Origin of the sequence: Streptomyces sp. NBC_01232, from assembly GCF_035989885.1 — a bacterium.
Classification (GTDB): Bacteria; Actinomycetota; Actinomycetes; order Streptomycetales; family Streptomycetaceae; genus Streptomyces.
In genome coordinates this window covers 7,741,703-7,767,442 of the sequence record NZ_CP108518.1, presented here as the reverse complement: position 1 = coordinate 7,767,442, position 25,740 = coordinate 7,741,703, and the positions used below count along the sequence as shown (strand labels likewise).

Here is a 25,740-nt window from a genome sequence, read left to right as displayed (position 1 = left end):
CTGTTCCTGCAGTGACAGCCCCCGACTGAGGATAAGTCGGATTGATCCGGCGGCATGAGTACGGCCTCGGCCAATCGCGGAGGGCTCGTTCCGCCGTCGAACGTCCGGAAGGACGGCATCGGGAGCGGGTGGCAGGCGCGGGGAGGCGGGCGGGGAGGCGGGCGGGGAGGCCGGGCGCAGGAGGGGACCGTTAGCGGGCCGTTAGAGCTTCGTTTGCGGCCGGTGGAAGTGTTCGGAACGTCAAGTCGTTCCGCCAGCATCCCGATTGGGGAGTACACACATGACCTTGGCCATCCTCCGCCGGTCCGCCCTCGCGGTCACCACCCTCGCACTCTCCGGGGCCGCCCTGGTCGGTGTCGCCGCCGCCCCGGCGCAGGCCGCGGCGCCCGCCGCCGCTGCCGGCTACTGCCACGTGTCCGGTCTCGGCGGTGACTACATCTGTGAGTACGGTGAGGCCTGGATGACGTACCCGGCCGGAAACCGTCAGGTTTTCATCATCGGCACCGACTTCGCGGTGTGGACCCGCTGGCAGTACGCCGGCGGCTCCTGGAGCGACTGGACCTCCATGGGCGGCACCGTGCGCAGCGGGGTCCGCATCGAAGGCAACAACACCTGGAACCCGACCATCTCCATCGTCGGCATGGACGGAGAGCGCTGGTCCCGGCACCGCCTGAACAGCGGCAGCTGGACCCCCTGGCAGAACTGACCCGTCCACTCCGGCGGGCCGCCGACCGCCGATCCGGGGAGAGCACGCTGCGCCCGTGACGGGGGTGTCCCCGGCCCGGCGGCAGGCATCCCGACTCCCCCACGACCGCGTCCCCCGGTCCGCCGGGGCCGGCCGCCCGTCCCCCGAGGCGGCCTGCCCCGGCTCCGGCCCCGCCCCCACCACGCCGGGGCCCGTCGGTAGCGCAGCCGTTCGCAGCGCGAACCGTCCGCTGCGCGAACGCCCGGCGGCGTCAGAACGCGTAGACCGCGTTGCCGTTCAGCCTCGCGGACATCGTGCACGCGTTGGAGAAGGTGTGCTTCCACGCGACATGGCCACCACGCCAGACGCCGTCCGCGGTGACGGTCACGGGGGCGTAGTGCCGCGGGCACGCCCGGCCCGCGTTCGGAGCGGCCAGCAGGCGGTTGAAGTCGCCGCCGGTGGCGTTGAGGGCGTCGCACGCGGCCCTCGGGGCGGGGTGCGTTCCCTCGGCGGTGTAGGCGCAGCTGAGGACGGTCGCCCGCACGACCGTGCCCGTGGCGGCGTTGTCCCCCTGGATGACGGTGAAGACCATCGCGGAGGGGGCGTGCAGGCTCTCGGGGCTCGCCTCCGCCACACCCGTGGCGCCGGCGAGGCACAGCAGGGCGGCGGCGGAGACGCTGGCTAAGCGGTGACGCATGAGAAGGCTCGCTTTCGATTCGAAGGCTGTGAGGCGCGCCGCAGCTCTTGTGCGGCACTCAACGGGGCCCGAGCCTGTCAGATCCAAAGGCACGCCGCACAAGTGCGGTCGTTTTACGGACAGTTCGTTCGAATATCGGTAGCCCGGGGATGTTCGCGCAGCTCCCGCCGGATGCCCGCAGGTCCAGGCCGTGCGGGAGCAGCGCACATCGACCGGCGCGACCCGGCCTCCCGCACCTGCGGCCCAGGTGGCGGCTACTCACCGTTCATCACACTGTTCATCAGAGTGACCGGATCGATGCGGTGGCACGTCCGCACTGCTCACGGAATCAACCATTCCGCGTTCGGATCTCGGACCCGCTACCGCGCTTCGCGGAGCGTGCGGATGTACCTCGCGGTCAGCGCAACGGCGGGATCCTCGTCGTGCGCGAGCCGCGCGAGGGCCTGTGCGGCCGCACCCCCGGGGATGTCCGCGAGCGCCTGGGTCAGCCGTCGCCGGGCGGGCGCCCCCTCGGGGCCGTGGGGGAGGCGGCCCACGAGGGTCGCGGCGATCCGGTCGGCCATCGCCGGGCGGCTGCCCGCCAGGGTGCTCAGCGCGTCGGCCGCGTCCACGTCGCTCACCCCCTCGACGATCATGTCGACGAGCGTCCGGACCGCGTCGGCCGCCCCAGGCTCTGCGCCCCCTCCGACTCCGAGCACTCCGCGCGCTCCGAGCGCGAGGGCCGCATGCCTGCGGACCACGATGTCGGAGCTCGCGAGGGCGTCCTGCAGGAGGGCGGTCGCCCGCTCGTGCTCGATCTCGGCGATGGAGCGGACGGCTCGTTCCCGCACCTCGGCCAGTGAGGAGACCAGGCCCTCCGCCAGCAGGTCCAGCGCGGCATCGCCCGATTGCGCGACGGCCCACCGAAGGGCACCGGCGACGTTGGTGTCCGCCTCGTTCAACGCCGCCTCGACCAGTGCCTCCACAGGTACCGGCACGTCCTCGCCCGAGGAGAGCGCAGCGCGCTGACGCTTCCCGGCGCTCTCCGAGCCCAGCGCGTGCAGGAGCGCGACGGTCTGCAGGACATCCGCCCAGTCGGCCGGTTCCGCGGAGCCGATCCGGCGCAGCCGCGTGAGCAGCGCCGTCTCGGCGGCGATGCGTTCCCGGGTCTGGCGGACGAGGTCGTCGACCAGTTCGGAGGGCCTGAACCCGGGGTCGTCCAGGGCCCGTGCGACCTCGCGCAGCGACAGCCCCAACGACCGCAGGCTCTCGACGTGGAAGATCCGCCGGATGTCCTCGCCGGAGTACTCCCGATATCCGGAGACGGTGCGTCCCGTCGGCCGCACCAGGCCCAGCGAGTCGTAGTGCCTGAGCATGCGGGCGCTGACCCCGGACCGCCTGGCCACATCACCGATCAACACTGCCTACGCTCCTCCTGGCGTGTCCTGCAGGACCGCAACGCGCTTCGCCTCCTCGATCGCGAGGTCGAACCCGGCATCCGGGTCGCGCAGCAGCCTTTCCGTCGCGACCGCATGATGGCGCACGCGCGGGTCCGTATCCGTCATCGCGGCGCCCAGCGTCGCAAATGCGGCCTCCCCCAGGGCGATCAGCGCCCGGCTGAGGCTGAGCTGCATCTCACGCCCGCCGCGCCCGAGCTGTGTCGCCAGCACTCCGGCCAGCCCGGCCTCCTCCCCTTCGGGCACGAGCACGACCGCTGCCCGCCAGGCACTCCGCGCCACCTCGTCGTCGGTGTCGGCCAGGAGCGCCCGGGTGATCGCCGGCCACGCCTGCCGTTCCCCGATCTTGGACAGCGTGTGCAACGCCTGACTGCGCGCCTGCGCCCGCTCGGAACGGAGCTCGTCGATCAGCCGCGGAACCGTGACGGACGCCGGGTGACGGGCGAGCGCCCATGTCAGCGTCTCGCGCACGGAGAAATCGGGCTCGATCGCACACTGCTCGACGAGCTTCTCGACGAAACGCGGCTGCGGGTCCAGACCGATCCCCATCGCCACCCGCAGCCGCACCGACGCGTTGCCGTCCTCCAGCCCTCGGAGCGCTCGCACCGTCCGGGGGTCCTGTCCCTCTTCTTCCGTGGTCATCGCAACCACCTCCTCGACCGCAGTGAAGGCCTTGTCACCGTGTCAAGGTCAAGAGCTCGTCGCCCTGCCCGTGCAATCGAGCCGATCCGGCCGGCCGGCCCGGGCCAGAGCGTCAGCTGGACCGACGTCACGGGCCGTCCCTCGGACAGGGCCGTCCGGACGGCTACCGGCTGAGCGACCTGAGCGCCGCCGCGTCGTACGGCTTCAGCTCGTCGAAGCGGTTACCGAGGACCTTCGCCGCCCAGTGCGGGTCCTGGAGCAGCGCCCGCCCGACGGCGACCATGTCGAACTCGTCGCGTTCCATGCGGTCCAGGAGGTTGTCGATGTCGCCGAGCGCCGCGCCCTCGCCGGCGAAGGCGCGGATGAAGTCGCCGTCGAGGCCGACCGAGCCGACGGTGATGGCCGGCCGGCCGGTGAGCTTCTTGGTCCAGCCCGCCAGGTTCAGGTCCGAGCCCTCGAACTCCGGGAGCCAGTAGCGCCGGGTGGAGGCGTGGAACGCGTCGACGCCCGCCGCCGCCAGCGGGGCCAGGATCTCCTCCAGCTCCTGCGGGGTCTGCGCGAGCCGGGCGTCGTAGGCCTCCTGCTTCCACTGCGAGTAGCGGAAGATCACCGGGAAGTCGGCGGGGACGCGCTCGCGGACCGCCGCCACGATCTCCGCCGCGAACTTCGTGCGGGCCACCGAGTCGCCGCCGTACGCGTCGGTGCGCCGGTTGGTCCGCTCCCACAGGAACTGGTCGAGCAGGTAGCCGTGGGCTCCGTGCAGTTCGACGCCGTCGAAGCCGATCCGCGCGGCTTCCGCGGCGGCGTCGGCGAACGCGCCGATGACGTCGTCGAGGTCGGCGCGGGTCATCGCCCTGCCGGTCCCCTCGGTGCCGTCCACGCGGATGCCGGAGGGGCCGACGGCGGGCGCGTCGGCGTACGGCGCCTCGCCCTGCTTGCGCACCATGCCTATGTGCCACAGCTGGGGCACGATCGTGCCGCCCGCCTCGTGCACGGCCGCGGCGACCTTCGCCCACCCGGCCAGCTGGTCCTCGCCGTGGAACCGCGGGACGCGGTCGCTCTGCCCGGCGGAGTCGTGGCCGACGTAGGTGCCCTCGGTGACGATCAGGCCCACACCCGCGGCGGCCCTGCTGGCGTAGTACGCCTGCACGTCCTCGCCGGGCACACCGCCGGGGGAGAACATCCGCGTCATCGGAGCCATCGCGATGCGATTGGGGACGGTCAGGCCGTTCAGCGTGACGGGCCGGGACAGGATCTCGGCCGCGCGGGAGGCGGTGGACGTGGTGATGGTCATGCGGGTCCTCCGGGGTGAGGCTGTGGCTCGTCGGGGTGACAACGAGAAGTGCATAGTACACACGCTATGTATCATGCATATTGCCGCCCGGCCCTCGCACGGCGCCGCCCACGGGCCACCCCGGCAGGGGTCCGCCGGTCCACGGGTCGGCGATAATGGGGCGCCGGAAGGAGCGGGAGGCTCAGTGCTGGAGAAACTGGAGCGGGAGCTGATGCTGCTCTCGCGGCACCAGGTGCTTGCGCGGCGCGAGCGCGACCCCGAACGTCTGGAGCGGTCGGCGTACCTGCTGCTCAGCCGGATCGAGACGCAAGGCCCCATGTCCATCGGACAGTTGGCGGAGGCCTTCGGGCTCGACACCTCGACCGTGAACCGCCAGACGGCCGCGCTCCTGCGCTGCGGACTGGCCGAGCGCGTCGCGGACCCGGACGGCGGCATGGCCCGCAAGCTCCGCATCACCGTCCAGGGCGGGAGCCGGCTCGCCGAAGACCGTGAGGTGAACCGGTCCTGCCTGGCCCGGGTGGTCGCCGGCTGGTCCCCCGAGGAGGTACGGGAGCTGGAGGACGTCCTGGTCCGGCTCAACCGCAGCGCGGAGGCCCTCGAGGGACGGTACTGGCCGCGCACGGAGGAAGACGACACCCCCGCCGCATGCCACCCGACGGCCCCTCGGGCACCCGTGACTCCCGCCCCGTAGAGACGCCCGCGCGGCCGACTCCCTCGGCACGGGCTCACAGGTCCCGAGGTCACGTGGCGACGCCAGGGGCATCACCCGTACGCCGGCCGTACGCGGACCCGGTGGCACCCGGGCGCCGCGGGCCCGGCAGGATCCGGGGAGGAGACAGCCCGGGCCCGCCGCCGGGGGTGCCTCTCTTACGGACGGGACCGGGGAACTACGCTGGCCCCCCCTTCTGACCGTCCAGGGAGCAGCGTGCCGCCGTCCATCGTCCACCGGATCACCAAGTACGACCCCGCCGACCGCGACGAGCACGGCCACTACGACGGCGCCGAGGACACGGCCAGTGACCACGGGCCGGTCGAAGCGGCGTATCTGGCGGCGATCGCCGCCTTCGCGGAGGCCTCGGGCATCGACCGTCTGGAGATCCGCGAGCCCGGGGTCACCGGCTTCGTCCACTTCGGCCTGGAGCCGGCCGCGGAGGGGCACGGCCTCGCCGGGCTCTTCCCGCCCGACCTCACCGGCTACCACGACGGGGCCGAGGTCTCCCTCCCGGTGGCGCTGGAGCTGATCCGGGGCATGCTCCGTGACCAGGGCGCCTGGTGCCGGCTGGAGGTGGGGGACGCGTTCGCCGTCCACGTCGGATGGGACCAGTACGTGTACGTGGTCAGCGACCGGCCCTGCACCGAAGCCGTGGCCCGCACACGGGAACTCGGCCTCTTCCCGGAGCCGATCACGGGCTCGCCCTACGCGGCGGATCTCGATGAACCGGAAATGACCGAGGCCGCCGACGAGGACTTCTGGGCACGCGTACGCACGGTGCTCGCGTCACGGCAGACGGCGCTCCTGGAGGAGACCTTCGTCCGCAACGCCGCACGCTGGCACCGGCTCACGGCCGAGAACCTCGACACGGTGCGCGCCGGTCTCGGCCCGCGCGCCATGCTGGCCGTATGGCCCGACCTGACCCCTGACGTCGGCGCGGTCCTCGCCGCGCTGCCCGAGGACGAATCCGTGGAGATCGTCTGGGAGGCGCAGGACGGGACGATCAGCGCCGCGATCGTCGACGACACCGAATACGAGCAGTTCGCCGTCCTGCTGGCCGGGGCGCGGGCGGCGTGCACCCTGTCCCTCTACGTCGACGCACGCGAACCGCTGCTCTGCGGCGTCCTGCCCGACGACGACGGAGTACTGCGCGCCCGGTGGTGACCCGGTCAGTCCGGGATGGGCCAGCTCTGGAGGAGCTTGCGGGCGGCTCCGCCTCCTGCGCCGTACGGCCCGGGCGGCGGGCCGGCAAGTCCAACTGCCCGTAGGCCCCCTGGACCGGAGGGCGCGCGTCCCGCCGGCCGGGCACCGCGGCCTGCGGGCCGGTGGGACTGCCGTGTGGGTGAGGCCCCCCGTGTGGCGGCTGCCCGACAGGGCCGCCGAACGGAATAGTTCCCCGCGAACGCAAGACCGGATTCAGGATGCAGACCTGGAAGGATGCGTCGTGGACAATTCTTTGCTGGCCCAGATCGAATCAGCTGTCGGCAGGGGGAAGGTCGTCGTCTCGGCGGACGACGACGCGATCGTGGCCCTCGTGCAGGAGACCATCAAGAGCCGTAGAACCGCCTCCTTCTACCTGTCCCGTGAGCAGGCCCGCACGCTCCGGGACCTGCACTGGACTCCCGAACTCGTCAAGGCCTCCCGGCTCGAACCGGTGTCGGCCGAGGAGAAGGCGCGGATCGAGTCCGAGCTGGGGATCCTGGACATCGGCCCCTTCCGGTTCGGCCGGTTCGCGTGCAAGAAGGGCCACGAGTTCAGCGCGTTCGACTTCCTGCAGCACGGGATCAAGGAGCACGGAGCGGAGGCGGTGAAGGCGATCTTCGAGCTGAAGAACGCCGCCTTCCTCCGCGTCAACCCGTCCTTCGCCGTCAACTGCGGCACCTGCGACCAGCCGATGGAAGGCGGCATCACCTACGAGGGCGACACCTACGCCGGTTGCTCCTACCCGGACCCGCCGGTCTGCGTGTAGCCGGCTCCGGCGGGCCGGGCGGGGTGGCGGGTGGGTCAGGACGGGACGCCCGCCAGGTGGGGCCAGCCGTGCAGCTCGGCCTCCGTCAGGAGGTCCGGGTGGTCGCCGACGACGACCGGATGGCCGACGAGGCGCAGGAGCCCCAGGTCGGAGACGTGGTCGCCGTACGCGTGGCACTCCTCGGGGCGGATGCCGCGCGCGGACAGGAGCTCCCGGGCGGACCGGGCCTTGGCATCGCCGATCATCGTCGTCTCCACCTCCCCGGTGTACACCCCGTCCCGGATCTCCGGGCGCGTGCACAGCACCACGTCGGCGCCGACGTGGGCGGCCACGGGCTCCAGGGGTGCGGGGAAGGAACCGGAGACGAGGACGGTGGCCAGCCCCCGCTCCCGGTGCGCGGTGAGCGCCGCGAGGACGTCCTGGTGGAAGAAGCCGCCCCTGCGCAGGTGTTGTGCGAACCAGTCCCGGCCGACGGCCGCCGTCCGCTCCGCCCCGTAGCCCGCGAATCGCCGGTAGAAGAGCCGGTTGCCCTGCTCCCGGGGCAGGCCGGGGCGGAGCAGGTCGCGGGCGTCCTGCTGAAGCCTCTGCTGTTCCTGCGGGGTGTGCCCGACGGCGTTCAGGAAGAAGTCGTAGAAGTCGAACATGGTCTTGACGGTGGTGAGCGTCTCGTCGACGTCGAAGAACGCGACAGCGTGTGTGGTGGTCGGCAGTGCCGTGGTCACGGAGAACTCCGGAGGAAGGAGAGAGGGGAAAGGGGAGGGAAGGGGAGGCCGGGTCAGCCCAGTGCCACGAGTACTTCGGCCACTGTTTCGTCCTGCTGGACGGCGCTCATCCGCAGGGCCCCCCGGCCGCCGTCCTCCTCGCGTACGGCGGACAGGCGCACCTCGTCGTCCAGTTCCGCGAACTTCAGGAAGCGGCCGTGCAGCTGCAGGACGCGGGCGGCGGTGTCCTGTGGGCCGAGCAGCAGGGCGCACTGGCGCGCCGCCTCGCTGAAGACCATGGCCGGGACGTGGTCGTAGGGGTGGTCGTACATGCTGCGGTTGCGGAAGGTGCGGGGGCTGAGCCGGGCGGTGAGGGTGGCCGGGTCCATGTGTACGGCGTCCAGGACGCTGTTCGCCGGGTCCAGCCGGCGTACCCGGGCCGGCTCGACCGGCGCTCCGTCGGGCTCGGCGGGCAGGGTGAACGCCGTGGGGACGGCGGTGCCGCGCTGCATGCGGCGCAGGGCGTGGTACTGGTCGGTGGGGGTGCAGTTGGTGTCCATGGTGAGCCGGCCCAGGACGTGGCCGTCGAGCGTGAGGTCCATGGCGAAGGCCAGCCGGCGCAGCCGTCCGCCGCGCCGGCCGCGTTCGGTGACCTCCGCGTCCATGCGCAGTTCCCCGGGCCGTTCACCGCATCGCAGCGCCTGCGGCTCGGTGATGTCGAGCGTCCAGGACGTGACCATGAACGTGGTGTCGCGCGGCACCGCCTCGTAGATGTGCGCGGCGTGGGTGACCGCCTGGCGGCAGCTCTCCAGCACCAGCAGCGGGTCGTGGAAGCTACGTCCCGCCGTGTGGTCGCGGAAGTACCCGTGGGAGAGGGGCAGTTGCGCGGCGGCCGTGAAGGTGCCCTCGCCGGTGGCGACGGAATCGGTGAGGAACACCTCGGACAGGGACCAGCGGTGGACGAGCGAGCGCGACACGGTCCGGTCGTAGGCGGGGGTGGTGGAGCCGGGGGGTGCGTCGAGGACGGTTGCTTCCACGGTGAGTTCCTTTCGTATCGATGGCTCAACAGCTCGATGGATCAAGGGATCGGATCCACGGATCGGATCCACGGGCGTTCAGTGCACGGCTGCGCTGCCGCTCGGTGAGGCGACGGCGGACGTGGCCGCCCGCTCCCTGCGCTCCGCCGCCACGCCGAGCCCGGCGAGGAGGAGTCCGGCGAGGGTGACGAGGGCACCGGCCCAGTTGAGGGCGGGGTAGCCGAGGCCGGCCGAGATGATCCTGCCGCCGAGCAGCGGGCCGGCGGCGTTGGCGAGGTTGAAGGCGGCGATGTTCGACGCCGAGGCGAGGGTGGGGGCGCCGTCGGCCTTGGTCATGATCCGCATCTGGAGCGGGGCGATGGTGGCGAAGGTGGCCGCGCCGAAGAGGAAGACGGTCACGCAGGTGGCCGCCTTGTCGTGCACCGTGAAGGTGAACGCGCCGAGTACGAGGGTGAGCAGGGCCAGCGCACCGCACATGGCGCTCTTGGGGGCGCGGTCCGCGATCCGGCCGCTGACCAGGTTGCCGACGAACATGCCGACGCCGAAGAGCACCATGATCAGCGTGACGGCGTCGTCGGCGAAACCGGTGACCTGGGTGACCATTTCGGCGATGTAGGTGTACGAGGTCATGACGCCGCCGAAGCCGAGCACGGTGGTGAGCAGGACCAGAAGCACCTGGGGGCGGCGCAGTACGGTCAGTTCGGCGCGCAGCCCGGTGCCCTCGGGCGCCGGGGTACGGGGCACGAGCGAGATGATGCCCGCCAGGCCCATCGCGGCGAAGAGGGCGACCATCCAGAAGGCCCAGCGCCAGCCGAAGTGCTGGCCGATGAAGGTGCCCGCCGGGACGCCGAGGATGGTGGAGAGGGTGAGACCCGCGGCGACCATCGACACGGCGCGGCCCTTGCGGTCCTCGGGAACGAGATCGGAGGCGACCACCATCGCGACGCCGAAGAACGCGCCGTGGGCGAGGGCGGACAGCACCCGGCCCGCCATGAGCAGCCCGTAGGTGGGGGCGACGGCGGACAGCACCGTTCCGGCGAGGAAGAGCACCATGAGCCGGATCAGCAGGCTACGGCGTTCGGTGCGGGCACACAGGACGGTGAGGCCGGGGGCGCCGATGACGACGCCGAGCGCGTACCCGGACACCAGCAGTCCAGCGGTGGGGATGGAGACGGAGAGGTCGGATCCGATGTCGGGGAGGATCCCCGCGATGATGAACTCGGCGACTCCGATGGCGAAGCCGCTGAGGGACAGGGCGATGACGGCAATGGGCACGGCTGTGCTCCTGGGTTGGGCTTCCGGGTTGGGCTTCCGGGCCTGGCCTTCGGGCGGCTCTCGGGCGGGCTTTCGGGCCTGGCTTCCGCGGAACGGGTGGGGCCGGGTGGGCCGGGTGATGCCGGGCGCGGCGGGGTGGAGCCGGGCGCGGCCGGGCGCGGCCGTGGTCAGGGCTGGATGTCTCCGGGCAGGTTCCGGTCGCCGGCGATGGCGCGCATGTGCCAGTACGGGTAGGGCGCGGGCCGCTCGCTCGCCGCATCGAGGCGCTGCCGCTCCTCGGTGGTGAGCTCCCACTCGACGGTGCCGAGGTTGTCCTGGAGCTGGCCGGGGCGGCTGGCGCCGAAGACCACGGACGTGACGGCGGGCCGGCTCAGCACCCAGTTGAGGGCGACCTGGGCGATCGAGACGCCGCGCTCGCGGGCGATGCCGTCGAGCACTTCCACGACGTCGTAGGCCTGCTCGCGATCGGTGAGAGGGGCGATCGAGGCGGGGCCCTCGTGCGCCAGGCGGAAGTCGGTGGAGATGTCCTGCCCGCGCCGGTACTTGCCCGTGAAGAAGCCGCCGGCCAGCGGGCTCCAGACGGTGATGCCCACGCCCTGGTCGGCTGCGGCGGGCACGATTTCGTGCTCGAGCTCCCGCGCGCCCAGGTTGTAGTAGCCCTGGTAGGCGGCGAAACGGGTGAGATTGCGGTGGTCGGAGATGTCGAGCGCCTTCATCAGCTGCCAGCCGGGGAAGTTCGAGCAGCCGATGTAGCGCAGCTTTCCGGCGCGCACCAGGTCGTCGAGGGCCCCGAGGGTCTCCTCCAGGGACGTGCGCGGGTCGGTGCCGTGGAGGTAGAGCACGTCGATGTAGTCGGTGCCGAGGCGGCGGAGGCTGGCCTCGACGGCGCGCACCAGGTGGTGCCGGGAGGAGCCGGCCGCGTTGACGTCGTCGGGGTCCGTGCTGAAGCGGGCCTTGGTGGCGATGACGGCCTTGTCCCGGCGGTCCTTCAGGGCCAGGCCGAGCAGTTCCTCGCACTCGCCGTCCCGGTAGACGTCGGCGGTGTCGAAGAAGTTGACGCCCGCGTCGTGGCAGGCGTGGACGAGGCGGACGGCGTCGTCGCCCGCGTTGACGCCGAACTGGGACCAGTTCGCACCGGGCAGTCCGCCGAACGCGCCGGGGGTGCCGAGGGTGGCCGCCCCGAAGGACAGCTCGGAGACCTGGAGGCCGGTTCGGCCGAGGTAGCGGTAACGCATGGGGAAGGGATGTCCTTACCTGGTGGTGGATCGATGGGGCAGGGATGGGAGGGGAGGAACGGCGGCCGGGGCCGCGTGCCGTCAGAGCCCCGCGTGCGGGTGCATCAGGACGGCGCAGCCGACCGATCCGTCCGGGCCGACGGAGGTGACGAGGCCGGCCCGCTCGCCACGGGTGTCGAGGTGCGGGTCGTGCCAGCGGGCGACGACGGCGGCGATCTGCAGGGCGGCGCTCGCGCCGTGGGTCTCGCCGAGCACCTCCTGCACGCGCAGCACGTACCGCCCGTCACGCCCCCTGGAGCCCCCGGGGGCGCCGGAACCGTCCGAGCCGTCGGAGCACTGGGAGCCGTCGGAGCCGTCGAGCGCTGTGCGCAGGGCGCGTTCCTCCACGGCCGCCCAGCCCCGCCGGCCGGCCGCACCGGGTGCGACCACTGCGATGTCCTGGGCGCCGACACCGCTGCGGGCGAGGGCGTCCCGTACGCACGTGCTCAGGCGGCGGGCGACGGCGAGGGGGCCGCCTGCGGCGAACCCGGTCCGGACCGCCATGACGAGGGCGAGGGGGCTCTCGCCGGCACCGCTGCCTTGGAGGGTCCGCAGGGCGAACACCGCTGCGCCTTCGCCGAGTGCGGTGCCGGGTGCGAGCGATCCGGCCCGCTGCCAGGCCCAGGCGCTCTGCGGCGACAGCTCCTCCACTCCCCCGGTCAGCAGCCGGCGGGCATGGCCGGCCACCAACGCGTTCCGGGCGAAGCGCAGTGCGTGCAGTGAGGCCAGTGGGCCGCCGGAGACGGTGGCGTTCGCGTCGGTGAGGCCGTGGCGGATGGCCGTGCGGCCTGCCGCCGCGTTCATCAGGGTGCCCGGGAAGGCCGACGGGTTCACCATGTACGGGCGTTCCTGGACGAAGGTGTCCCGGGTGAAGCGGCCGACACCGCCGCTGCTGCCGACGGCGCTGCCGAGGACCACGCCCGTCGCGGAGCGGTCGGCGACCGGTCCGAGCGCCAGGGTGCAGGCGGCCATGCCCAGTTGTTCGGCGCGCGTGAGCCGGTTCAGTCCCTTGGGGCCGAGGAGGTCGGCGGCCGCGAAGTCCGCCGGGCGCAGGCGCAGGGGCGGGTAGTCCTCCGCCTCGTGGGCGGCGGGCGGCGCTCCGCCGGCCACCGCGCCCGCGCGCAGGGCGTCGGCGAGGGGTTGCAGTCCCACGCCGGCCGCACTGACCACACCCGCCGTGTCCAGGGCCAGGGGGACCACGGTCCGCGAGGGGAGGGCCGGACGCCGCTGATGGTCGTCCACGATGCTCATACGGTGAACTCCCCGAAGATCGTCACGGCGTTGTTCCCGCCGAAGGCGAAGCCGTGGTTCTGCACGATGCGCGGCCGGGCGTTCCGGCCCCGCCCCTGGACGCAGTCGAGTCCCGGTCCCAGCGCCGGATCCACCTGGCGGAGCGTTGCGCTCGGCGGGAGGAAGCCTTCGGACAGGGCGGCGCAGCACACCAGGGCCCCGAAGGCGGCCGCCGCTCCCATCGTGTGCCCGAGCATGGACTTGATCGAGCTGATCGGCGGCGGGCCGTCGGTGAACACCTCGCGCACGGCGGCGGTCTCCGTGGAGTCGTTCGCCCTGGTGCCGGTGCCGTGTGCGCAGATGTAGTCCACGTCGCCCGGCTTGATGCCGGCGTGCCGGTGGGCGCGCCGGATGCACTCGGCGATCGATGCGGCGTCCGGGTTGGTCATGTGGCTCGCGTCGCAGGTCATGCCGTACCCGAGGACCTCGGCGTAGATGCGGGCCCCGCGGGCCAGCGCCGTGTCGAGGGGTTCCAGGAGCAGTGCCGCGCCGCCCTCCGCGGTGACGATGCCGTCGCGGTGTTCGTCGAAGGGGCGCGGGACGTCGGCGGCGAGGGCCCCGAGGCGGTGGAAGCCGGCGTGGGTGGCCCGGTTGGAGGCGTCGGCTCCGCCGCACAGTGCGGCGTCCGCCTCCCCCGTACGGACCAGGTCGTAGCCGTATCCGATGGCGTAGTTGCCGGCGGCGCAGGCGGTGCCGAGGGTGATGGACTCGCCGCTCAGGCCGAGTTCGGCGCTGACGGCGGCGGCGATCCGGCCGGCGTCGGCCTGACCGGCGAGCACCGGGTCGAGCGCGGCGAGGCCGTCGTCGACCCACTGCCGGGTCAGTTCTTCCAGTACCTGGGACTCGCCGTTGGTCGTTCCGAAGCAGCTCGCGGTGTTGCCCGCGGACAGGACGGCCGGATTCAGTCCGGCGTCCGTGACCGCCATCCGCGCCGCCGCGGCGGCGAAGCGGCCGCTGCGCCCCCACTGCGCGGGGTCCGTTCCCCGCAGGTGCATCTCGGCGTGGAAGCCGCGGACTTCACCGGCGAGGACGCGCTCGAAGCCCGTACCGTCGAACTGTCCGATCGGGCCGATGCCGCTGCGCCCGGCCCGGATCGCCGCGGTGAGCGCACGGGCGCCGAGCCCGAGGCTGCTCACCGCGCCGAGCCCGGTGACGACGACCCGGCGCCCGGTGGCGGAGGCCTCGTCAGACACCCAGCGCCGCCGGGGTGCTGTGCTTCTCGACCAAGAGGTAGGCGCTCGGCAGTTCGTCGAGCTCCGTGAGGTCCTCCTGCGGAATGCGGATGCCGAGGTCGCGCTCGAAGCGCGAGAAGATCTCGATGATGAGCAGCGAGTCCGCGTCGAAGTCCTCGGCGAAGCTGCTCTCGTCGGTCAGGGCGTCCACGTCCACTTCGAGGACGTCCGCCACGATGGCCCGCACCTGTGCGCGCCGGTCCTCGGATATCGCGATGTCACTCATCTGATGGCCCTTCGATTCGCTGGTTCTGGGAGGCCGTGGCCGGGGCGTCTACGTGTCCCCGGTGCGGCTTGAACCAGCCAATCCCAGGTCCGGAGGCAGCGGCAAGCACTCCGAAAGTGACATGGGTGGTGCCTCCGCCGGGGTCCGTTCCCTCTGCCCATGGGGGTGTTCCGCACCGGGTAAGGAGGTTTCCGGCCGCTTTTTGCCCGCACTTTCATCGGGGCGCCCGAGCATTCCGGCGATGAAGACGATCCGATGTGCGGACAGGTGGTGCGGGGGATGAGACCGACCGAGCCGGTGGGCATAGTGACGGCCGGGCTGTGGCTGCCCGAGGGGCGCTCCCGCGCCTCGGACGCGGTCGCCGCGGGGCGGTTGCGCGAGCGCGACGCGGCGGCCCTGGGCCATGAGAGCGTTCCGGACGCGCGCACCGTCGCCCCGCCCGACGCCGCGGTCCTCGCGGCCCGCGGGGTACTGGACGCGGCCGGCCTGGCGCCGGACCGGCTGGATGTGCTGGCGCACGCGTGGATGTACTACCAAGGGCACGACCTGTGGTCGCCCGCCCACTACGTGGCCCGCCGGCTCGACGCCCTGCGGGCCCTGCCCGTCGGCATCCAGCAGGTGTGCAACGGCGGCGCCGCCGCCATGGGGCTGGTGATGGCGTGGCTGGCCTCGTCGGACCCGTCCCCCTCGGCGCGGCCGCGGCTGGGCCTGGTGACGACGGGAGACCGCTTCGCCGAGCCCGGATTCGACCGCTGGGCGGGCGACTTCGGGGTGGCGTACGGCGACGCGGGGACGGCCGTGCTGCTGCGCCGGCCCGCTGCGGACGGCGACGTACTGCTGCTGCGGTCGGTCGCGACGGTCGCGGATCCGTTGCTGGAGGAGATGCACCGCGGTGCGGATGCCTTCTCGCCGGTCGCCCGCGGGCATCGCGACCGGGTCGACATGCGCGCCACCAAGCGGGCCTACCTGCGCACCCACGGCACGCTGCCGTTCACCTCCTCCAACCGCCTGGCCATCCGCACGGTCGTCTCGCAGGCGCTGGCCGACGGTGGCATGGACGGGCGCGACCCGCGTCTGACCCATGTGGTCCTGCCCCGGTTCGGCGCGAAGACGCTGGCCGAGTCGTGGATCCCGGTCCTGGCGGAGCAGGTGGGCGGCGCCCAACTGCTCGATCTCGGCCGGGAGACCGGGCACCTGGGCGCGGGCGACGCGGTCGCGGGCCTCGCCGACCTGGTGGCCCGGGGCCTGCCCGAGCCCGGGTGCCGGGCCCTCGTCTTCAGCGCGGGGGCCGGCTTCACCTGGTCGTGCCTGCTGGTGGAGTCCCCGGCGCGATGACCTTCGCGCCGTTCACGAGACCGGGCGGGCGCCCGGTGTCCCAGAAGGAGACAAACACATGTCACGTTCCGTTTTCGTCACCGGTGGCAACAGGGGGATCGGTCTGGCCGTGGCGCGGGCCCTGGCCGCCGACGGCGACCGGGTGGCGGTCGGCCATCGGACCGGGACGCCACCGGACGGGCTGTGGGGGGTGCGCTGCGACGTGACGGACGACGCCTCGGTCAGGGCCGCGTTCGCCGAAGTGGCGGAGGAACAGGGTCCGGTGGAGGTGCTCGTGGCCAACGCGGGCATCACCCGGGACACGCTGCTGCTGCGCATGGACGACGCCACGTTCGACGAGGTGCTGGAGACGAACCTGAAGGGCGTGTTCCGTACGGTGCGTGCCGCGGCGAGCGGGATGCTCGCCGCCCGCCGGGGCCGGATCGTGCTGGTGTCGTCCGCGCTGGGGTTCCTGGGCTCCCCGGGGCAGACCAACTACGCCGCGGCGAAGACCGCGCTCGTGGGCTTCGCCCGCTCGGTGGCCTGGGAGCTGGGCTCCCGAGGCATCACCGTGAACCTGGTCGCGCCGGGGATCATCGACACGGACATGACGAGCGGGCTGAGCGAGCGGCGCATGAAGGAGGTCATGGGGATGACTCCGCTGGGCCGGCCCGGTACGGCGCAGGAGGTCGCCGCGGCGGTCCGCTTCCTCGCCTCGGAGGAGGCCGGGTATGTGACCGGTGCGGTCCTGCCGGTGGGCGGCGGCATCGGCATGGGCATCTGAGCCGAGCGCGCCGGTGGTGCCGAGCGGCGTCACCGGCGCGGTCCGGCGGGGGCGCGCGATGCGGTCCGTAGGGCCGGTCCGGCCGGGCCCGGTTCCGGACCCGGTCCGCCGGGTCGCTGAAGCGCGTCCCGTGACCCTGGCCGGGCAGCCGGCGCCCAGGACCTAGGTCCTGTCGTCAAAGTAGCGCCGGTTGGGCCCGTGGTGTCCTGCGCCGTGCATCGCAAGGCGGAGGGGCGCCCGAGTACTGGACGTACTCGGGCGCCCCGACAACGCGGCGAGGTGCGGTGCCGGACACCGCGGGCCAGGCGGGACTTTGACGACAGGACCTAGCGCAGGGCGGCTTCCGGCAGGCCGCGCGGGCTGCGGAGTACGGCGTCCTGCAGGCGGCGGGTGTCCCGTATGCCGCGGGGGGCGGTCACAGGAGGAGCGATCAGGCCTCGCTCCACCGCCTTGTTGGCCGCCTCCACCCGGGATCCCGCGTCCAGCTTGTCGAAGATGTTGCGCATGTGGCGCTTCACCGTTCCCTCGGCGATGTCGAGCCGGCGTGCGATGCGGTAATTGCTCAGTCCGCCGGCGGCGAGCTCCACCACCTGCGTCTCGCGGACCGAGAGCGGCGCGACGTCGGTGGGTGCGGGAGCGGCCAGGCTCCGGGCGGAGAGCGAGATGGTGACCCGGCTCCCGCCGGCGCTCACGTCACGTACCGTGCCGGCCAGCGACTGGTGGCTCACGGTCTTGTGCAGGAACCCCCGGATGCCGAGCGGCAGCAGCGCCTGGACCAGTCCGGGGTCGTCGTGCATGGTCAGCACCATGACCTGGGTCTCCGGCGCGGCCTGGCGCAGGTGCCGGACGGTGGTGGCCGGGTCCTGGTTGCCGGGCATCTCGATGTCCAGGAGGAGGACGCGGGGCCGGAGTTCGGCGGCCAGGCGCACGGTCTCGGCGGCGTTGCCCGCCACCCCCACCACCTCGAAGTCCTCCTCCGCGTCGAGGAGTTCCGCCAGCGCGTCGCGCAGCAGGGTGTGGTCGTCGGCTATCAGGATGCGAATGAGTTCCATGTCTCCCCCGGATGCGGCCCGTGGCCGCTGGTCAGCGGCACCCACAGCAGCAGCCGGGTGCCCTTTCGCGGAGCGCTGAGCAAGAGGCTGCGCCCGCCCATCTGTGCCACCCGCTCGCGCATGGCCGTCAGCCCGCCGGGGTGCTCGCGGAGGGCGTCGTACCGGAAGCCCCGCCCGTCGTCGGTGGCCTGGACCTCGACGCGATGGTGCGAGATCCGGACGCCGATCGTGACGGCCTGCGGATCGGCGTGGGCGAAGGAGTTGCGCAGGAACTCCCCGACGACGAGGACGATCTCCCGGCGGTGGGCGGGCGGTACCCGTGACGCGTCGCCCTCCACCGTCAGCCGAACGGGCAGTCCGGCCAGGTTGAGCCGGTCCGCGTGGCGGCGCAGCGCTTCCTCGAGGCCGGGCTGCGCGGCGCTGCGGGTGTCGCGCAGTCCGGTCACCAGGCCGCGCGTGAGGGCGGTGGCCTCCTGCAGCGCGTCGTGGATCGCCATGAGGTGCCGGTCCGTTCCCGGATCGCCCGCGCCTGCCGTCCGGGCCTTGAGCCGGTGGAGTTCCAGGTGGCGGAAGGCCAGGGCGAGGCTGCCGCCCAGGTGGTCGTGGACGTCGCGGGCCATGCGGCCGCAGCAGTCGTCGCCCGGGGCGGGTCGGTGCGCCCGCAGCCGGGTCTCGTAGCCGTGGGCCGCGGCCCGGGTGTGACGGGCGCACACCCGGCGCACGATGTCCGCCGCGGGTTCGGCGTGCGGCTCCCGGGTGCCCGCCGCGTCGACGGTGGCGACGGTGGCCACGAGGACCTCCGTGAGACGGTCCATGACGGACAGGCAGTCGGCGAGCCCGAGTTCCGCGGCGGCCCACCGGATGCCGAGCTCGCGGAAGGAGCCCTCCGCCGGCCGTACGCGGCCCAGATGCCCGCGCGTCCGGGAGCGGACGCTCGCGTCGAGGGCGCGGGCGCACTCCTCCAGGAGCAGCGCGGCCCGGGTGCGGGTCTCCTGCCACAGCTCCGGGAGCTCCATGAGCGGATGGCCATCGGCGTTCAGGGCGTCCTCGTGGCGGGCGAGCACGCCGGCGGCCGCCGCCCTCAGCCGCGGTCCCGGCCGGTGCGCTGTGGCATCCGCGCGGTGCGCCGCGCCGCCCGCCGCATGCTGCGCGTCACCGTGGTCCGGCGCAGAGATGTTTCCCACCCAAGCCTCCCCGAATCGGGCCCCCGTACCGGCCTGCCGACTGTTGACGGCTGCCCGCATACACCCGCCTGTTCATCTCAGCTAACGATCCGACCGTAGGTGCGGGCCAGCGGCCTGTCAACTACGATGGGACGCCATCACCCTGCTGGTTCACGCTGGCGGACGAGAAGGAGTGTTGATGCCCCCCTTGGCCGACAAGGTCGACAAACTCTTCAGGACCATCCGCACCAACGGCCGGGAGTACACCTACGACGAGGTCGCTCGTGGCTGCAGCGAGCTCAGCGGCGGTACGTTCTCCAAGACGTACGTCTGGCAGCTGCGCACCGGACAGCGCGACAACCCCACCAAGCGGCATCTGGAGGCCCTGGCGGCCTTCTTCCGTGTGCCCGCCGCCTACTTCTTCGACGACGACACCGCCGAGCGGGTCGACGCACAGCTCGCCATCGCCTCGGCGATGGGCAACGCCGAGGTCCGTGACATCGCCCTGCGGGCCATGAGCATGGACGACTCCGGCCGCAAGCACCTGGCGCGCATCATCCGCGAGGTCAGCCTGCTGCACTCGGCGGCCTCCTCCCGCGGCCCGGCGGGCCGCGACAACGCGAAGAGCGACAACGCGAAGGGCGACGGCCCGGAGGGCGACGGCCTGGAGGAAAGAGGCACCGACGCCGCGGCGGGTGCCGGGGAATAGACGGCCCATGCGATTCCTGCAGCGACACCGGCGCCGGTCCGACCTCCAGGCGCTGCGCCGGGAGAGCCGGCAGCGGCTGGCCTCCTTCGGACTGCCCGCGTCCTACGACCTGATGACCCTGTGCGACCACCTCAGCGACTCCCGGGGGCGGCCCATCCATCTGCTGCCGATGCCCCTGGACGCGTCCGGTCCGTGCGGGTTGTGGCTGGCCTTCTCGGACGCCGACTACGTCGTCTACGAGCAGCACACCAGCCGGCACCACCAGGAGCACATCATCGCCCACGAGCTGGCACACATGCTGTGCGGCCACCGCAGCGGCACCGCCGGCTCGCCGGCCGTCGCCATGCTCTTCCCGGACCTCGATCCCTCGCTCGTGCAGGACCTGCTGTGCCGGGACAACTACTCCGACACCCAGGAACGGGAGGCGGAGGTGATGGCCTTCCTCCTCGGTGAAGGCCTGCGCTCGCAGCCCGGCACGACCGCCGCGGAGGCGGACGGGGTGCTCGGACGCATCCAGGGGTCCCTCGACTGGCGGCGCCGGGACCGGACATGAACAGTATTCGCTACCCGCTGGGCGCGCTGGTCTGCTGGCTGGCGTTCGCCCGCACACTCCCGCCCGTCTTCCGGCGCGAGCGGGAACCGGCGCTCGTGGCGCTGTGCGCGTCCTTCGGCTGCCAGGGCATGTACCTGGCCATGTCCACGCCCACCCACCTGACCGGAAAGCTCTTCGGCACGGTCACCTGGTACAATGTGTCCGTCCAGATGTGGATCATCGCGGCGATCGCCTGCCAGCAGGTGCTGCTCATCCACTGGCTGCACCCGCGCGAGGAGGCCCGCGTCCGCGCGCGCCGCCGGCTGGCCCTGCTGGCCTGTGTGCCGTTGGCGATGGCCGTCCTCTTCGAACTGGCCCTGCTGCACGGGCACCCGCGCAACAATTTCGTACACCCACGGGAGCAGCCGTACTTCGTGGCCTACCAGGTCGTCTACCTCTCGGCGTTCGCCCTCGGCAAGGCCGTGGTGGCGAAGGCGTGCTGGTTCTACGCCCGGCTGACCGAGGACGTCTGGGTGCGTCGGGGGCTGCGGACCGCGGCCGTCGGTGCGTGCCTCGACCTCGTGTACTCCCTGGGGCGGTTCGCGGACGTGTTCCTCGTGCACCGCGGATGGAACCCCACCGACTGGGCGGACATCACCCGGACCTGTCTGACGGTGGGGCTGACCCTGAACACCATCGGATGGACGGCTCCGTTGTGGGGCTCGCGGGTGCAGGCGGCCTCGGCCTGGTGGGCCGACTACCGCCGCTTCCGGCGGCTGCGCCCGCTCTGGTACGCCCTGTACCGGGCCCACCCCGAGACGTCCCTGCAGCCCGCGCCCCGCAGCGACCTGTTCGCCCTCTGGGACCTTCGCTTCCGCCTGCACCGGCGGGTGATCGAGATCCGGGACGGCTGCCTGGCCCTGGGCGGCCTGGTATCCCCCGGGCTGGCTCCCGCCCCGGGGCCCGACGGGAGCGAGGAGGAGCGGGCGCGCTGGGAGGCGGCGCGCATCGCGGCAGCCCTTGCGGCAGGGCCCGGACGCGACGGGAGGCAGGACCGGGACGACGACACCGACGCCGCGCCCGTGTCGGTGATGAGCCCGGACGACCTGGACTTCTCCGCCGATGTGCGGTGGCTGGTGCAGGTCTCCCGGGCCTTCGCCCTCTCCCCCGCCGCGCGACCGGAGCCCGACCGCGCGGTCGCCCCGTGAGCGTCCTCAGCCTGCGAACGCCGTGGGAACGAGGCCCTGTCCGGCGCCCGGCACGACGAAGACGCTGCCCGCGAGCGGCTCGTCGTGTTCGGGCGCACGCCGTGCCGTGGTGACGTAGAGGTCGGTCAGGTCCGCCCCGCCGAAGCCGCACGCCGTGGTGAGCGCGGCGGGGAACCGGATCTCCCGGTCGAGCGTGCCCCGCGGCGTGTAGCGGCGGACCGCGCCGCCGCGGAAGAGGGCCACCCAGACGCCGCCGTCGGTGTCGACGCACAGGCCGTCGGGCACCCCGGCCGTCCCGGTCAGCTCTGCGAACGGACGCGGGTCGCGGGCCTCCCCCGTCGACAGGTCGTAGTCGAGCACGTCGATACGGCACGTCGGGGTGTCGACGAAGTACATCCGCCGGCCGTCCGGGCTCCAGGCGATGCCGTTGCTCAGACGGGTTCCCGAGAGCGCGCGGTGCGTCACGCCCCCGGAGGAGACGCGGCCCAGCCAGCCGGGGGCGGACGGGCCGGCCATGGTGCCGACCCAGAGGCGGCCCCGGCCGTCGATGCCCGCGTCGTTGCCCCGTACGCCCTCGGCCGACCAGTCGGCGAGCGGCCGCAGCGGCCCGTCGGGACCGCACACCGCCACACCGTCGCGCAGGCTGAGCACCAGGCCGCCGCCGGCCCGGGGCTTGGCCGCGGCGACGGGCTGTTCGAAGCGGAGTACCGTGTCGGCGCCGTCCGAGGGGCGCAGCCGGTGCACCTCGCTGCGGTTCATGTCGACCCACAGCAGTGTTCCGTCGGCCGGGTCCCAGGTCGGGCACTCGGCGAAGCCGGCCGCCGCGCGCAGCACCACCTCCACGCTCACCGGACGGCCCCCGCCCGGCCGGTGTCCTCGTACGACCACACGGACCGGGCCGCGTCCAGCAGGACGGCCGCGCCGTCACCGTCCAGGACGTCGGCGACGGGAAGTCCCAGATGGCGGAGCCGGCGTACGTTGTCCCGGCCGCGGGTGGCGATGGCCGCGACGGGGGCGCCGCCGAGGGCTTCGACCGCGCGGATCTCCGTCTCCAGGTCGGCGAGGGGCAGATGGTCCCAGTGGTAGCGCGACGCGCGCTCGGCGTCGTGCGCGAAGACGACCGCGTCGGGCTGCGAACCCTGGAGGATCGCGCCGGCCAGGCCTCCGAACGCGGGGTGCATGACGGACGCCTGCCCCTTGATGATCAGCAGATCGTGGCGGGCGTCGGCCTGCTGGACCAGATGCTCGACGAGGCCGGCCGCCTGGAACACCGGCGTCCGGTCGATGATCGCCCCTTCGGTGCATCCGGCGAGCAGACAGGTCTGGCCGGTGCCCACGTAGCCGGAGTCGACCCCGCGGGAAAGGGCTTCCCGGTGTATCTGGAGCGCGGTGGTGCGCTTTCCGACGACGCAGTCGCTGCCCGCGACGTGAATCAGTTTGGCGCGCTTCCTGGGAACCCGCCCGGAATACTTGGGCAGCACGTCGTGCGGACGTCTCACATCGACAATGCGCTGCCCTTCCGAGAGCATCCCGGCAAGTTCCGTTTCGAGGAGCTGCACATGGAGGCAGGAAATGATGTGAAGGCCGCCGCGAACGGCGGTGCGTATCTCGTCCCACCAGAGGTCGGGCAGGTCGCCCGGATCTCTCGGCGTGTGCAGGAACTTGCCGTCGAGCGACTCGCCGAAATCGGACTCGGTCAGTGCCATCACCAGCGCCCGGGGGCCGTATTTCATGGCCTCGGCGACGGAGCCGACGACCGGGACATCGGTTCCCGGCAGTACGGAAGCCGAGGTCGGGTGGGGGTGGGAGCGGTCGACGACCGCCACGGGGCGGAGCACCGTACTGTGCCGGATCACACCCTGGACGGTCTTTCCCTCGGGGTGGGCGAATACTCCGTCGGCGAACAGAACGGCAGGGAGAGGCAATTGCGAGAATTCTGAAATAAGCACCGTGTCATCCTAACTAGCGCACACGATCGGTTCGCCCGACCAAATGCCGTACTTCCGAGTGGAGTTCGTCACGGAACGGGTCGACCAGCGCGGCGATCGTCCCGTCGGGGCGTACGAGAACGGCCCGCGGGCGGCTCAGCCTCAGCAAGGAGTGGCCGAAATTGTTCGCATCGGAAATCACGGTGACGCGAAGGCTCTCGTGCGCCTTTCGAAAGATTTCGGCCACGCCTTGGACGTCCCGGCGGTGCCTGCCCGTTCCGGGGAACAGCAGCAACAGCGGCGCCGGGGCGCCCAGCTCGTCGCGCAGCCAGCGCCCGCGCTCCGCGTCGAGAGGTACGTCCGGCAGCCTCATCCCGGTCCGCAGATGACCGGCCTGCTGCCGCGGCCCGGGATGGGCGAACGACAACTGCGCCTGGCGCGGCACGACGACGCGATTGAGGACTCCGCTGCGTCCCGCGGCTCCCAGCGCCGCGTCCCGGGCCCGCGCACGCCAGCCGCTCATCGTCCACATCCGTGTCTGCAGGTCGGTGTCGCCGACCACGGCCCGCGCGACCCTGAGCCGCTCCTCCTCCCACTGGGCCAGCACCTCGTCCCCCCACCGCCCCTCGCGCACTCCGGCGAGGCGCCAGGCCAGCGAAGCCGCGTCCTCGATACCGGTGTTCAGCCCCTGTCCGCCCGCCGGGCTGTGGATGTGCGCGGCGTCGCCCGCCAGCAGCACCCGGCCGGACCACAGCCGGTCGGCCACCTTGCGGTGCACCCGGAACACCCCGGTGCGCTGCTCGCCGACCAGCTCGATCGGCACCGGGCACCGCTCGGAGGCCGCGCGCTGCACGGCGTCCCGGGGGTCGTCCACCGTCTGGTCGGGCGCCGCGCTCACGAAGGTCCGGTACAGGCCGCCCGGCAGTCCGACCACCACCAGCACTCCGGCGGCCGACATGAAGTAGTGCACCTCGTCATGGGCCAGCGAGGTACGGACCGGACCGTCCGTGAGCAGGAACTGCTGCGGGTACGAGCTGCCCCGGAAGGGCACGCCCAGGACTTCGCGGACCCTGCTGTGCGCGCCGTCGCAGCCGACGAGCCAGCCGACGCGTTCGGTCACCCGGCCCCGCGCCGTCTCCAGTTCGGCGCTGACGCCGGCGCCGTCCTGGGCGAAGGAGGTCAGGGACGTCCCGAACTCGATCGTCCCGCCCAGCCCACGGAAGATGTCCCGCAGGACCGCCTCCGTCTCCTGCTGCGGAATGGACAGGGCGTACGGGTAGCGCGTGCGGCGCATGCCACCGAACGCCAGCCGGGCGACGCGCTCGCCCTGCGAGTGGTAGTTCTGTGCCCGCAACACCACGCCGCGCCGGTGCAGTTCGTCAGCGGCACCGAACCGGGCGAGGGCCTCGATGCCCCGTGGCCACAGGGCGATCGCCTTGGAGTGGGGGTTGGGGCGCTCGGAGCGGTCGACGACGCGCACCGGCACGCCGCGCCTGAGGAGTTCGATCCCCGTGACGAGCCCCACCGGGCCCGCTCCGACGATGAGCACCTGCGACGATTCGGTCATGATTCCACCTTCTGTGCGGATGTCTCTTTAGACGCAGCCATGCGCTTCTTGCGGGGCATAACCGCTGGCCACGGCCTGTGTGCGTGCTTGTATTCCAGCCGGTGAACGGCGATGCGCACGGTGTCGCCGACGGACTGACGGAGGTGCTGGCAGCAGTGGCCGGCCAGATCTGTTTCTCGGTGCTCGGAGCTCTCGGCGTCTCCGCGGGCACCCCCACCCCTCACACCCTGCGCGGCCCGATGGTGAACAAGGTGATGGCCCTGCTCCTGCTCCGGGCGGGCCAGGTGGTGGAGGTCGACACCTTCGTCGACGAGTTGTGGGAGGAGCGGCCGCCGCGCTGGGCGCTCAGCACCGTGCGCACGCACGTCTACCACCTGCGCCGCCAGCTCGACGAGGTCCTGGACCTCCCGGCCCAACAGCTGTTGCGCACCAGCCGGTCCGGCTACCTCCTGGACATCGATCCGGAGCAGCTGGATGCCACCCGGTTCACGCGGCTCTTCGGGGAGAGCGAGCGGCTGCTCGCCCGGAACCGGCCGGACGAGGCCGTCGCCGCATGCCGTGAGGGGCTGGCGCTGTGGCAGGGCCGGGCCCTGGCCACGGTGCGCCCGGGCCGGGTCCTCACCGGTCACGTCCAGTACCTGGAGGAGTTGCGCGTACGGGCCCACCAGGTGCGCGTCGAGGCGGAGATGCGCCGCGGCCGCCACACCCACCTCGTGCCCGAACTGCGCGGCCTGGTCGCCGCACATCCCTTCAACGAGTGGTTCCACCACTCCCTGATCGAGTCGCTGCGGGAGTCGGGCCGGCGCGGTGAGGCGCTCAGCGCCTTCCAGGCGCTCAGGACCATGCTCCGGGACGAGCTGGGGCTCGAACCCGCCGACGGTGCGTCGTGGCGCGTGCCGGCGTGACGGCGTCGCGTGCCCTGCGGACATGGAGCTCCACCTCCTCCTCGTCGCTCTGTCCGGAGTCCTGATGGTGGGGCGTCGCCATGAAAGCCCGATAAAAGCGAGGGGAGG

26 protein-coding genes are annotated in these 25,740 nt (G+C 72.5%); 10 read left to right on the top strand and 16 right to left on the bottom strand.

Features of this window, described 5'->3' with window-relative positions:
* The first annotated feature begins 280 nt into the window (after nt 1–280).
* A complete protein-coding gene (locus tag OG444_RS35720) occupies nt 281–706 on the top strand; it encodes a hypothetical protein (RefSeq protein ID WP_327266005.1) in 426 nt (141 codons plus the stop codon).
* Between the two features lie 250 nt (nt 707–956).
* Here OG444_RS35720 and OG444_RS35715 read toward each other — a convergent pair whose 3' ends face one another.
* The 4 genes from OG444_RS35715 to OG444_RS35700 all read right to left on the bottom strand — a co-directional run bounded on the left by OG444_RS35715 (nt 957) and on the right by OG444_RS35700 (nt 4,754).
* Entirely contained in the window at nt 957–1,382 is a 426-nt protein-coding gene (locus OG444_RS35715; RefSeq protein WP_327266004.1) for a subtilase-type protease inhibitor, read from the bottom strand.
* Between the two features lie 359 nt (nt 1,383–1,741).
* Nucleotides 1,742–2,782 carry a MerR family transcriptional regulator gene (locus tag OG444_RS35710; protein WP_327266003.1) on the bottom strand — a complete coding sequence of 347 codons (1,041 nt, stop codon included), beginning with the start codon at nt 2,780–2,782 and terminating at the stop codon, nt 1,742–1,744.
* Nucleotides 2,783–2,785: 3 nt separating this feature from the next.
* Nucleotides 2,786–3,460: a HEAT repeat domain-containing protein gene (locus OG444_RS35705; RefSeq protein WP_327266002.1), complete on the bottom strand. Its 675-nt coding sequence runs from the start codon at nt 3,458–3,460 to the stop codon at nt 2,786–2,788.
* Nucleotides 3,461–3,623: 163 nt separating this feature from the next.
* A complete protein-coding gene (locus OG444_RS35700) occupies nt 3,624–4,754 on the bottom strand; it encodes an NADH:flavin oxidoreductase (protein ID WP_327266001.1) in 1,131 nt (376 codons plus the stop codon).
* A 211-nt stretch (nt 4,755–4,965) separates the two neighbouring features.
* On the opposite strand from OG444_RS35700, the gene OG444_RS35695 reads away from it, so the two are divergent.
* The 3 genes from OG444_RS35695 (at nt 4,966) to OG444_RS35685 (ending at nt 7,435) form a co-directional block, all read left to right on the top strand.
* Nucleotides 4,966–5,445, top strand: coding sequence for a MarR family winged helix-turn-helix transcriptional regulator (locus tag OG444_RS35695; RefSeq protein ID WP_327267034.1), 480 nt, complete (start codon nt 4,966–4,968; stop codon nt 5,443–5,445).
* A gap of 234 nt (nt 5,446–5,679) precedes the next feature.
* Complete coding sequence (locus tag OG444_RS35690; RefSeq protein WP_327266000.1) at nt 5,680–6,630, top strand: RNA-binding protein; 951 nt, start codon at nt 5,680–5,682, stop codon at nt 6,628–6,630.
* A gap of 280 nt (nt 6,631–6,910) precedes the next feature.
* Complete coding sequence (locus OG444_RS35685; protein WP_327265999.1) at nt 6,911–7,435, top strand: hypothetical protein; 525 nt, start codon at nt 6,911–6,913, stop codon at nt 7,433–7,435.
* Nucleotides 7,436–7,470: 35 nt separating this feature from the next.
* Here OG444_RS35685 and OG444_RS35680 read toward each other — a convergent pair whose 3' ends face one another.
* The 7 genes from OG444_RS35680 to OG444_RS35650 all read right to left on the bottom strand — a co-directional run bounded on the left by OG444_RS35680 (nt 7,471) and on the right by OG444_RS35650 (nt 14,470).
* On the bottom strand, nt 7,471–8,157 hold the full coding sequence (locus OG444_RS35680) for an HAD family hydrolase (protein ID WP_327265998.1): 687 nt from the start codon (nt 8,155–8,157) through the stop codon (nt 7,471–7,473).
* Nucleotides 8,158–8,210: 53 nt separating this feature from the next.
* Entirely contained in the window at nt 8,211–9,173 is a 963-nt protein-coding gene (locus OG444_RS35675; protein ID WP_327265997.1) for an AfsA-related hotdog domain-containing protein, read from the bottom strand.
* Nucleotides 9,174–9,251: 78 nt separating this feature from the next.
* Nucleotides 9,252–10,448, bottom strand: a complete 1,197-nt coding sequence (locus tag OG444_RS35670; RefSeq protein WP_327265996.1) for an MFS transporter — start codon at nt 10,446–10,448, stop codon at nt 9,252–9,254.
* A 167-nt stretch (nt 10,449–10,615) separates the two neighbouring features.
* A complete protein-coding gene (locus OG444_RS35665; protein WP_327265995.1) occupies nt 10,616–11,683 on the bottom strand; it encodes an aldo/keto reductase in 1,068 nt (355 codons plus the stop codon).
* A gap of 81 nt (nt 11,684–11,764) precedes the next feature.
* Entirely contained in the window at nt 11,765–12,973 is a 1,209-nt protein-coding gene (locus tag OG444_RS35660; protein ID WP_327265994.1) for a beta-ketoacyl synthase N-terminal-like domain-containing protein, read from the bottom strand.
* Nucleotides 12,970–14,205, bottom strand: a complete 1,236-nt coding sequence (locus OG444_RS35655) for a beta-ketoacyl-[acyl-carrier-protein] synthase family protein (protein WP_327265993.1) — start codon at nt 14,203–14,205, stop codon at nt 12,970–12,972. The genes OG444_RS35660 and OG444_RS35655 overlap by 4 nt, the downstream gene beginning before the upstream one ends.
* Nucleotides 14,198–14,470, bottom strand: coding sequence for an acyl carrier protein (locus OG444_RS35650; RefSeq protein ID WP_327265992.1), 273 nt, complete (start codon nt 14,468–14,470; stop codon nt 14,198–14,200). The genes OG444_RS35655 and OG444_RS35650 overlap by 8 nt, the downstream gene beginning before the upstream one ends.
* A gap of 279 nt (nt 14,471–14,749) precedes the next feature.
* Here OG444_RS35650 and OG444_RS35645 point away from each other — a divergent pair, with 279 nt between their 5' ends.
* Together OG444_RS35645 and OG444_RS35640 are read left to right on the top strand one after the other, a co-directional pair.
* Nucleotides 14,750–15,805 (top strand): ketoacyl-ACP synthase III family protein, encoded by a 1,056-nt coding sequence (locus OG444_RS35645; RefSeq protein WP_327265991.1) that lies wholly within the window; start codon nt 14,750–14,752, stop codon nt 15,803–15,805.
* A gap of 58 nt (nt 15,806–15,863) precedes the next feature.
* Nucleotides 15,864–16,568 (top strand): SDR family oxidoreductase, encoded by a 705-nt coding sequence (locus tag OG444_RS35640; protein WP_327265990.1) that lies wholly within the window; start codon nt 15,864–15,866, stop codon nt 16,566–16,568.
* Nucleotides 16,569–16,894: 326 nt separating this feature from the next.
* On the opposite strand, the gene OG444_RS35635 is transcribed toward OG444_RS35640, so the two are convergent.
* Nucleotides 16,895–17,620: a response regulator transcription factor gene (locus OG444_RS35635; protein ID WP_327265989.1), complete on the bottom strand. Its 726-nt coding sequence runs from the start codon at nt 17,618–17,620 to the stop codon at nt 16,895–16,897.
* Nucleotides 17,599–18,804, bottom strand: coding sequence for a sensor histidine kinase (locus OG444_RS35630; protein ID WP_327265988.1), 1,206 nt, complete (start codon nt 18,802–18,804; stop codon nt 17,599–17,601). Before OG444_RS35630 ends, OG444_RS35635 begins: the two co-directional genes overlap by 22 nt.
* A gap of 178 nt (nt 18,805–18,982) precedes the next feature.
* Between OG444_RS35630 and OG444_RS35625 the strand changes: the two genes are divergently transcribed.
* From OG444_RS35625 to OG444_RS35615, 3 genes are read left to right on the top strand one after another with little or no spacing between them, the layout of a single operon-like run.
* Complete coding sequence (locus tag OG444_RS35625; RefSeq protein ID WP_327265987.1) at nt 18,983–19,492, top strand: XRE family transcriptional regulator; 510 nt, start codon at nt 18,983–18,985, stop codon at nt 19,490–19,492.
* Between the two features lie 7 nt (nt 19,493–19,499).
* A complete protein-coding gene (locus tag OG444_RS35620; protein WP_327265986.1) occupies nt 19,500–20,045 on the top strand; it encodes a toxin in 546 nt (181 codons plus the stop codon).
* Nucleotides 20,042–21,232 (top strand): MAB_1171c family putative transporter, encoded by a 1,191-nt coding sequence (locus OG444_RS35615; protein ID WP_327265985.1) that lies wholly within the window; start codon nt 20,042–20,044, stop codon nt 21,230–21,232. Before OG444_RS35620 ends, OG444_RS35615 begins: the two co-directional genes overlap by 4 nt.
* A gap of 6 nt (nt 21,233–21,238) precedes the next feature.
* On the opposite strand, the gene OG444_RS35610 is transcribed toward OG444_RS35615, so the two are convergent.
* The 3 genes from OG444_RS35610 to OG444_RS35600 are packed head-to-tail and all read right to left on the bottom strand — an operon-like array spanning nt 21,239 to nt 24,727.
* Nucleotides 21,239–22,081 (bottom strand): SMP-30/gluconolactonase/LRE family protein, encoded by an 843-nt coding sequence (locus tag OG444_RS35610; RefSeq protein WP_327265984.1) that lies wholly within the window; start codon nt 22,079–22,081, stop codon nt 21,239–21,241.
* Entirely contained in the window at nt 22,078–23,157 is a 1,080-nt protein-coding gene (locus OG444_RS35605) for a DUF1611 domain-containing protein (protein ID WP_327265983.1), read from the bottom strand. The genes OG444_RS35610 and OG444_RS35605 overlap by 4 nt, the downstream gene beginning before the upstream one ends.
* A 37-nt stretch (nt 23,158–23,194) precedes the next feature.
* Nucleotides 23,195–24,727, bottom strand: coding sequence for an FAD-dependent oxidoreductase (locus tag OG444_RS35600; protein ID WP_327265982.1), 1,533 nt, complete (start codon nt 24,725–24,727; stop codon nt 23,195–23,197).
* Nucleotides 24,728–24,828: 101 nt separating this feature from the next.
* Here OG444_RS35600 and OG444_RS35595 point away from each other — a divergent pair, with 101 nt between their 5' ends.
* A complete protein-coding gene (locus OG444_RS35595; protein ID WP_327265981.1) occupies nt 24,829–25,632 on the top strand; it encodes an AfsR/SARP family transcriptional regulator in 804 nt (267 codons plus the stop codon).
* The last annotated feature ends 108 nt before the right edge of the window (nt 25,633–25,740 follow it).

What these genes read in the sequence shown, in the direction of transcription:
- OG444_RS35625 (WP_327265987.1), top strand. Translation starts at nt 18,983, where the DNA reads ATGCCCCCCTTGGCCGACAAGGTCGACAAACTCTTCAGGACCATCCGC.
- OG444_RS35665 (WP_327265995.1), bottom strand. Translation starts at nt 11,683, where the DNA reads ATGCGTTACCGCTACCTCGGCCGAACCGGCCTCCAGGTCTCCGAGCTG.
- OG444_RS35700 (WP_327266001.1), bottom strand. Translation starts at nt 4,754, where the DNA reads ATGACCATCACCACGTCCACCGCCTCCCGCGCGGCCGAGATCCTGTCC.
- OG444_RS35660 (WP_327265994.1), bottom strand. Translation starts at nt 12,973, where the DNA reads ATGAGCATCGTGGACGACCATCAGCGGCGTCCGGCCCTCCCCTCGCGG.
- OG444_RS35705 (WP_327266002.1), bottom strand. Translation starts at nt 3,460, where the DNA reads ATGACCACGGAAGAAGAGGGACAGGACCCCCGGACGGTGCGAGCGCTC.
- OG444_RS35635 (WP_327265989.1), bottom strand. Translation starts at nt 17,620, where the DNA reads ATGGAACTCATTCGCATCCTGATAGCCGACGACCACACCCTGCTGCGC.
- OG444_RS35715 (WP_327266004.1), bottom strand. Translation starts at nt 1,382, where the DNA reads ATGCGTCACCGCTTAGCCAGCGTCTCCGCCGCCGCCCTGCTGTGCCTC.
- OG444_RS35615 (WP_327265985.1), top strand. Translation starts at nt 20,042, where the DNA reads ATGAACAGTATTCGCTACCCGCTGGGCGCGCTGGTCTGCTGGCTGGCG.
- OG444_RS35645 (WP_327265991.1), top strand. Translation starts at nt 14,750, where the DNA reads ATGAGACCGACCGAGCCGGTGGGCATAGTGACGGCCGGGCTGTGGCTG.
- OG444_RS35620 (WP_327265986.1), top strand. Translation starts at nt 19,500, where the DNA reads ATGCGATTCCTGCAGCGACACCGGCGCCGGTCCGACCTCCAGGCGCTG.
- OG444_RS35720 (WP_327266005.1), top strand. Translation starts at nt 281, where the DNA reads ATGACCTTGGCCATCCTCCGCCGGTCCGCCCTCGCGGTCACCACCCTC.
- OG444_RS35600 (WP_327265982.1), bottom strand. Translation starts at nt 24,727, where the DNA reads ATGACCGAATCGTCGCAGGTGCTCATCGTCGGAGCGGGCCCGGTGGGG.
- OG444_RS35695 (WP_327267034.1), top strand. Translation starts at nt 4,966, where the DNA reads ATGCTGCTCTCGCGGCACCAGGTGCTTGCGCGGCGCGAGCGCGACCCC.
- OG444_RS35650 (WP_327265992.1), bottom strand. Translation starts at nt 14,470, where the DNA reads ATGAGTGACATCGCGATATCCGAGGACCGGCGCGCACAGGTGCGGGCC.
- OG444_RS35640 (WP_327265990.1), top strand. Translation starts at nt 15,864, where the DNA reads ATGTCACGTTCCGTTTTCGTCACCGGTGGCAACAGGGGGATCGGTCTG.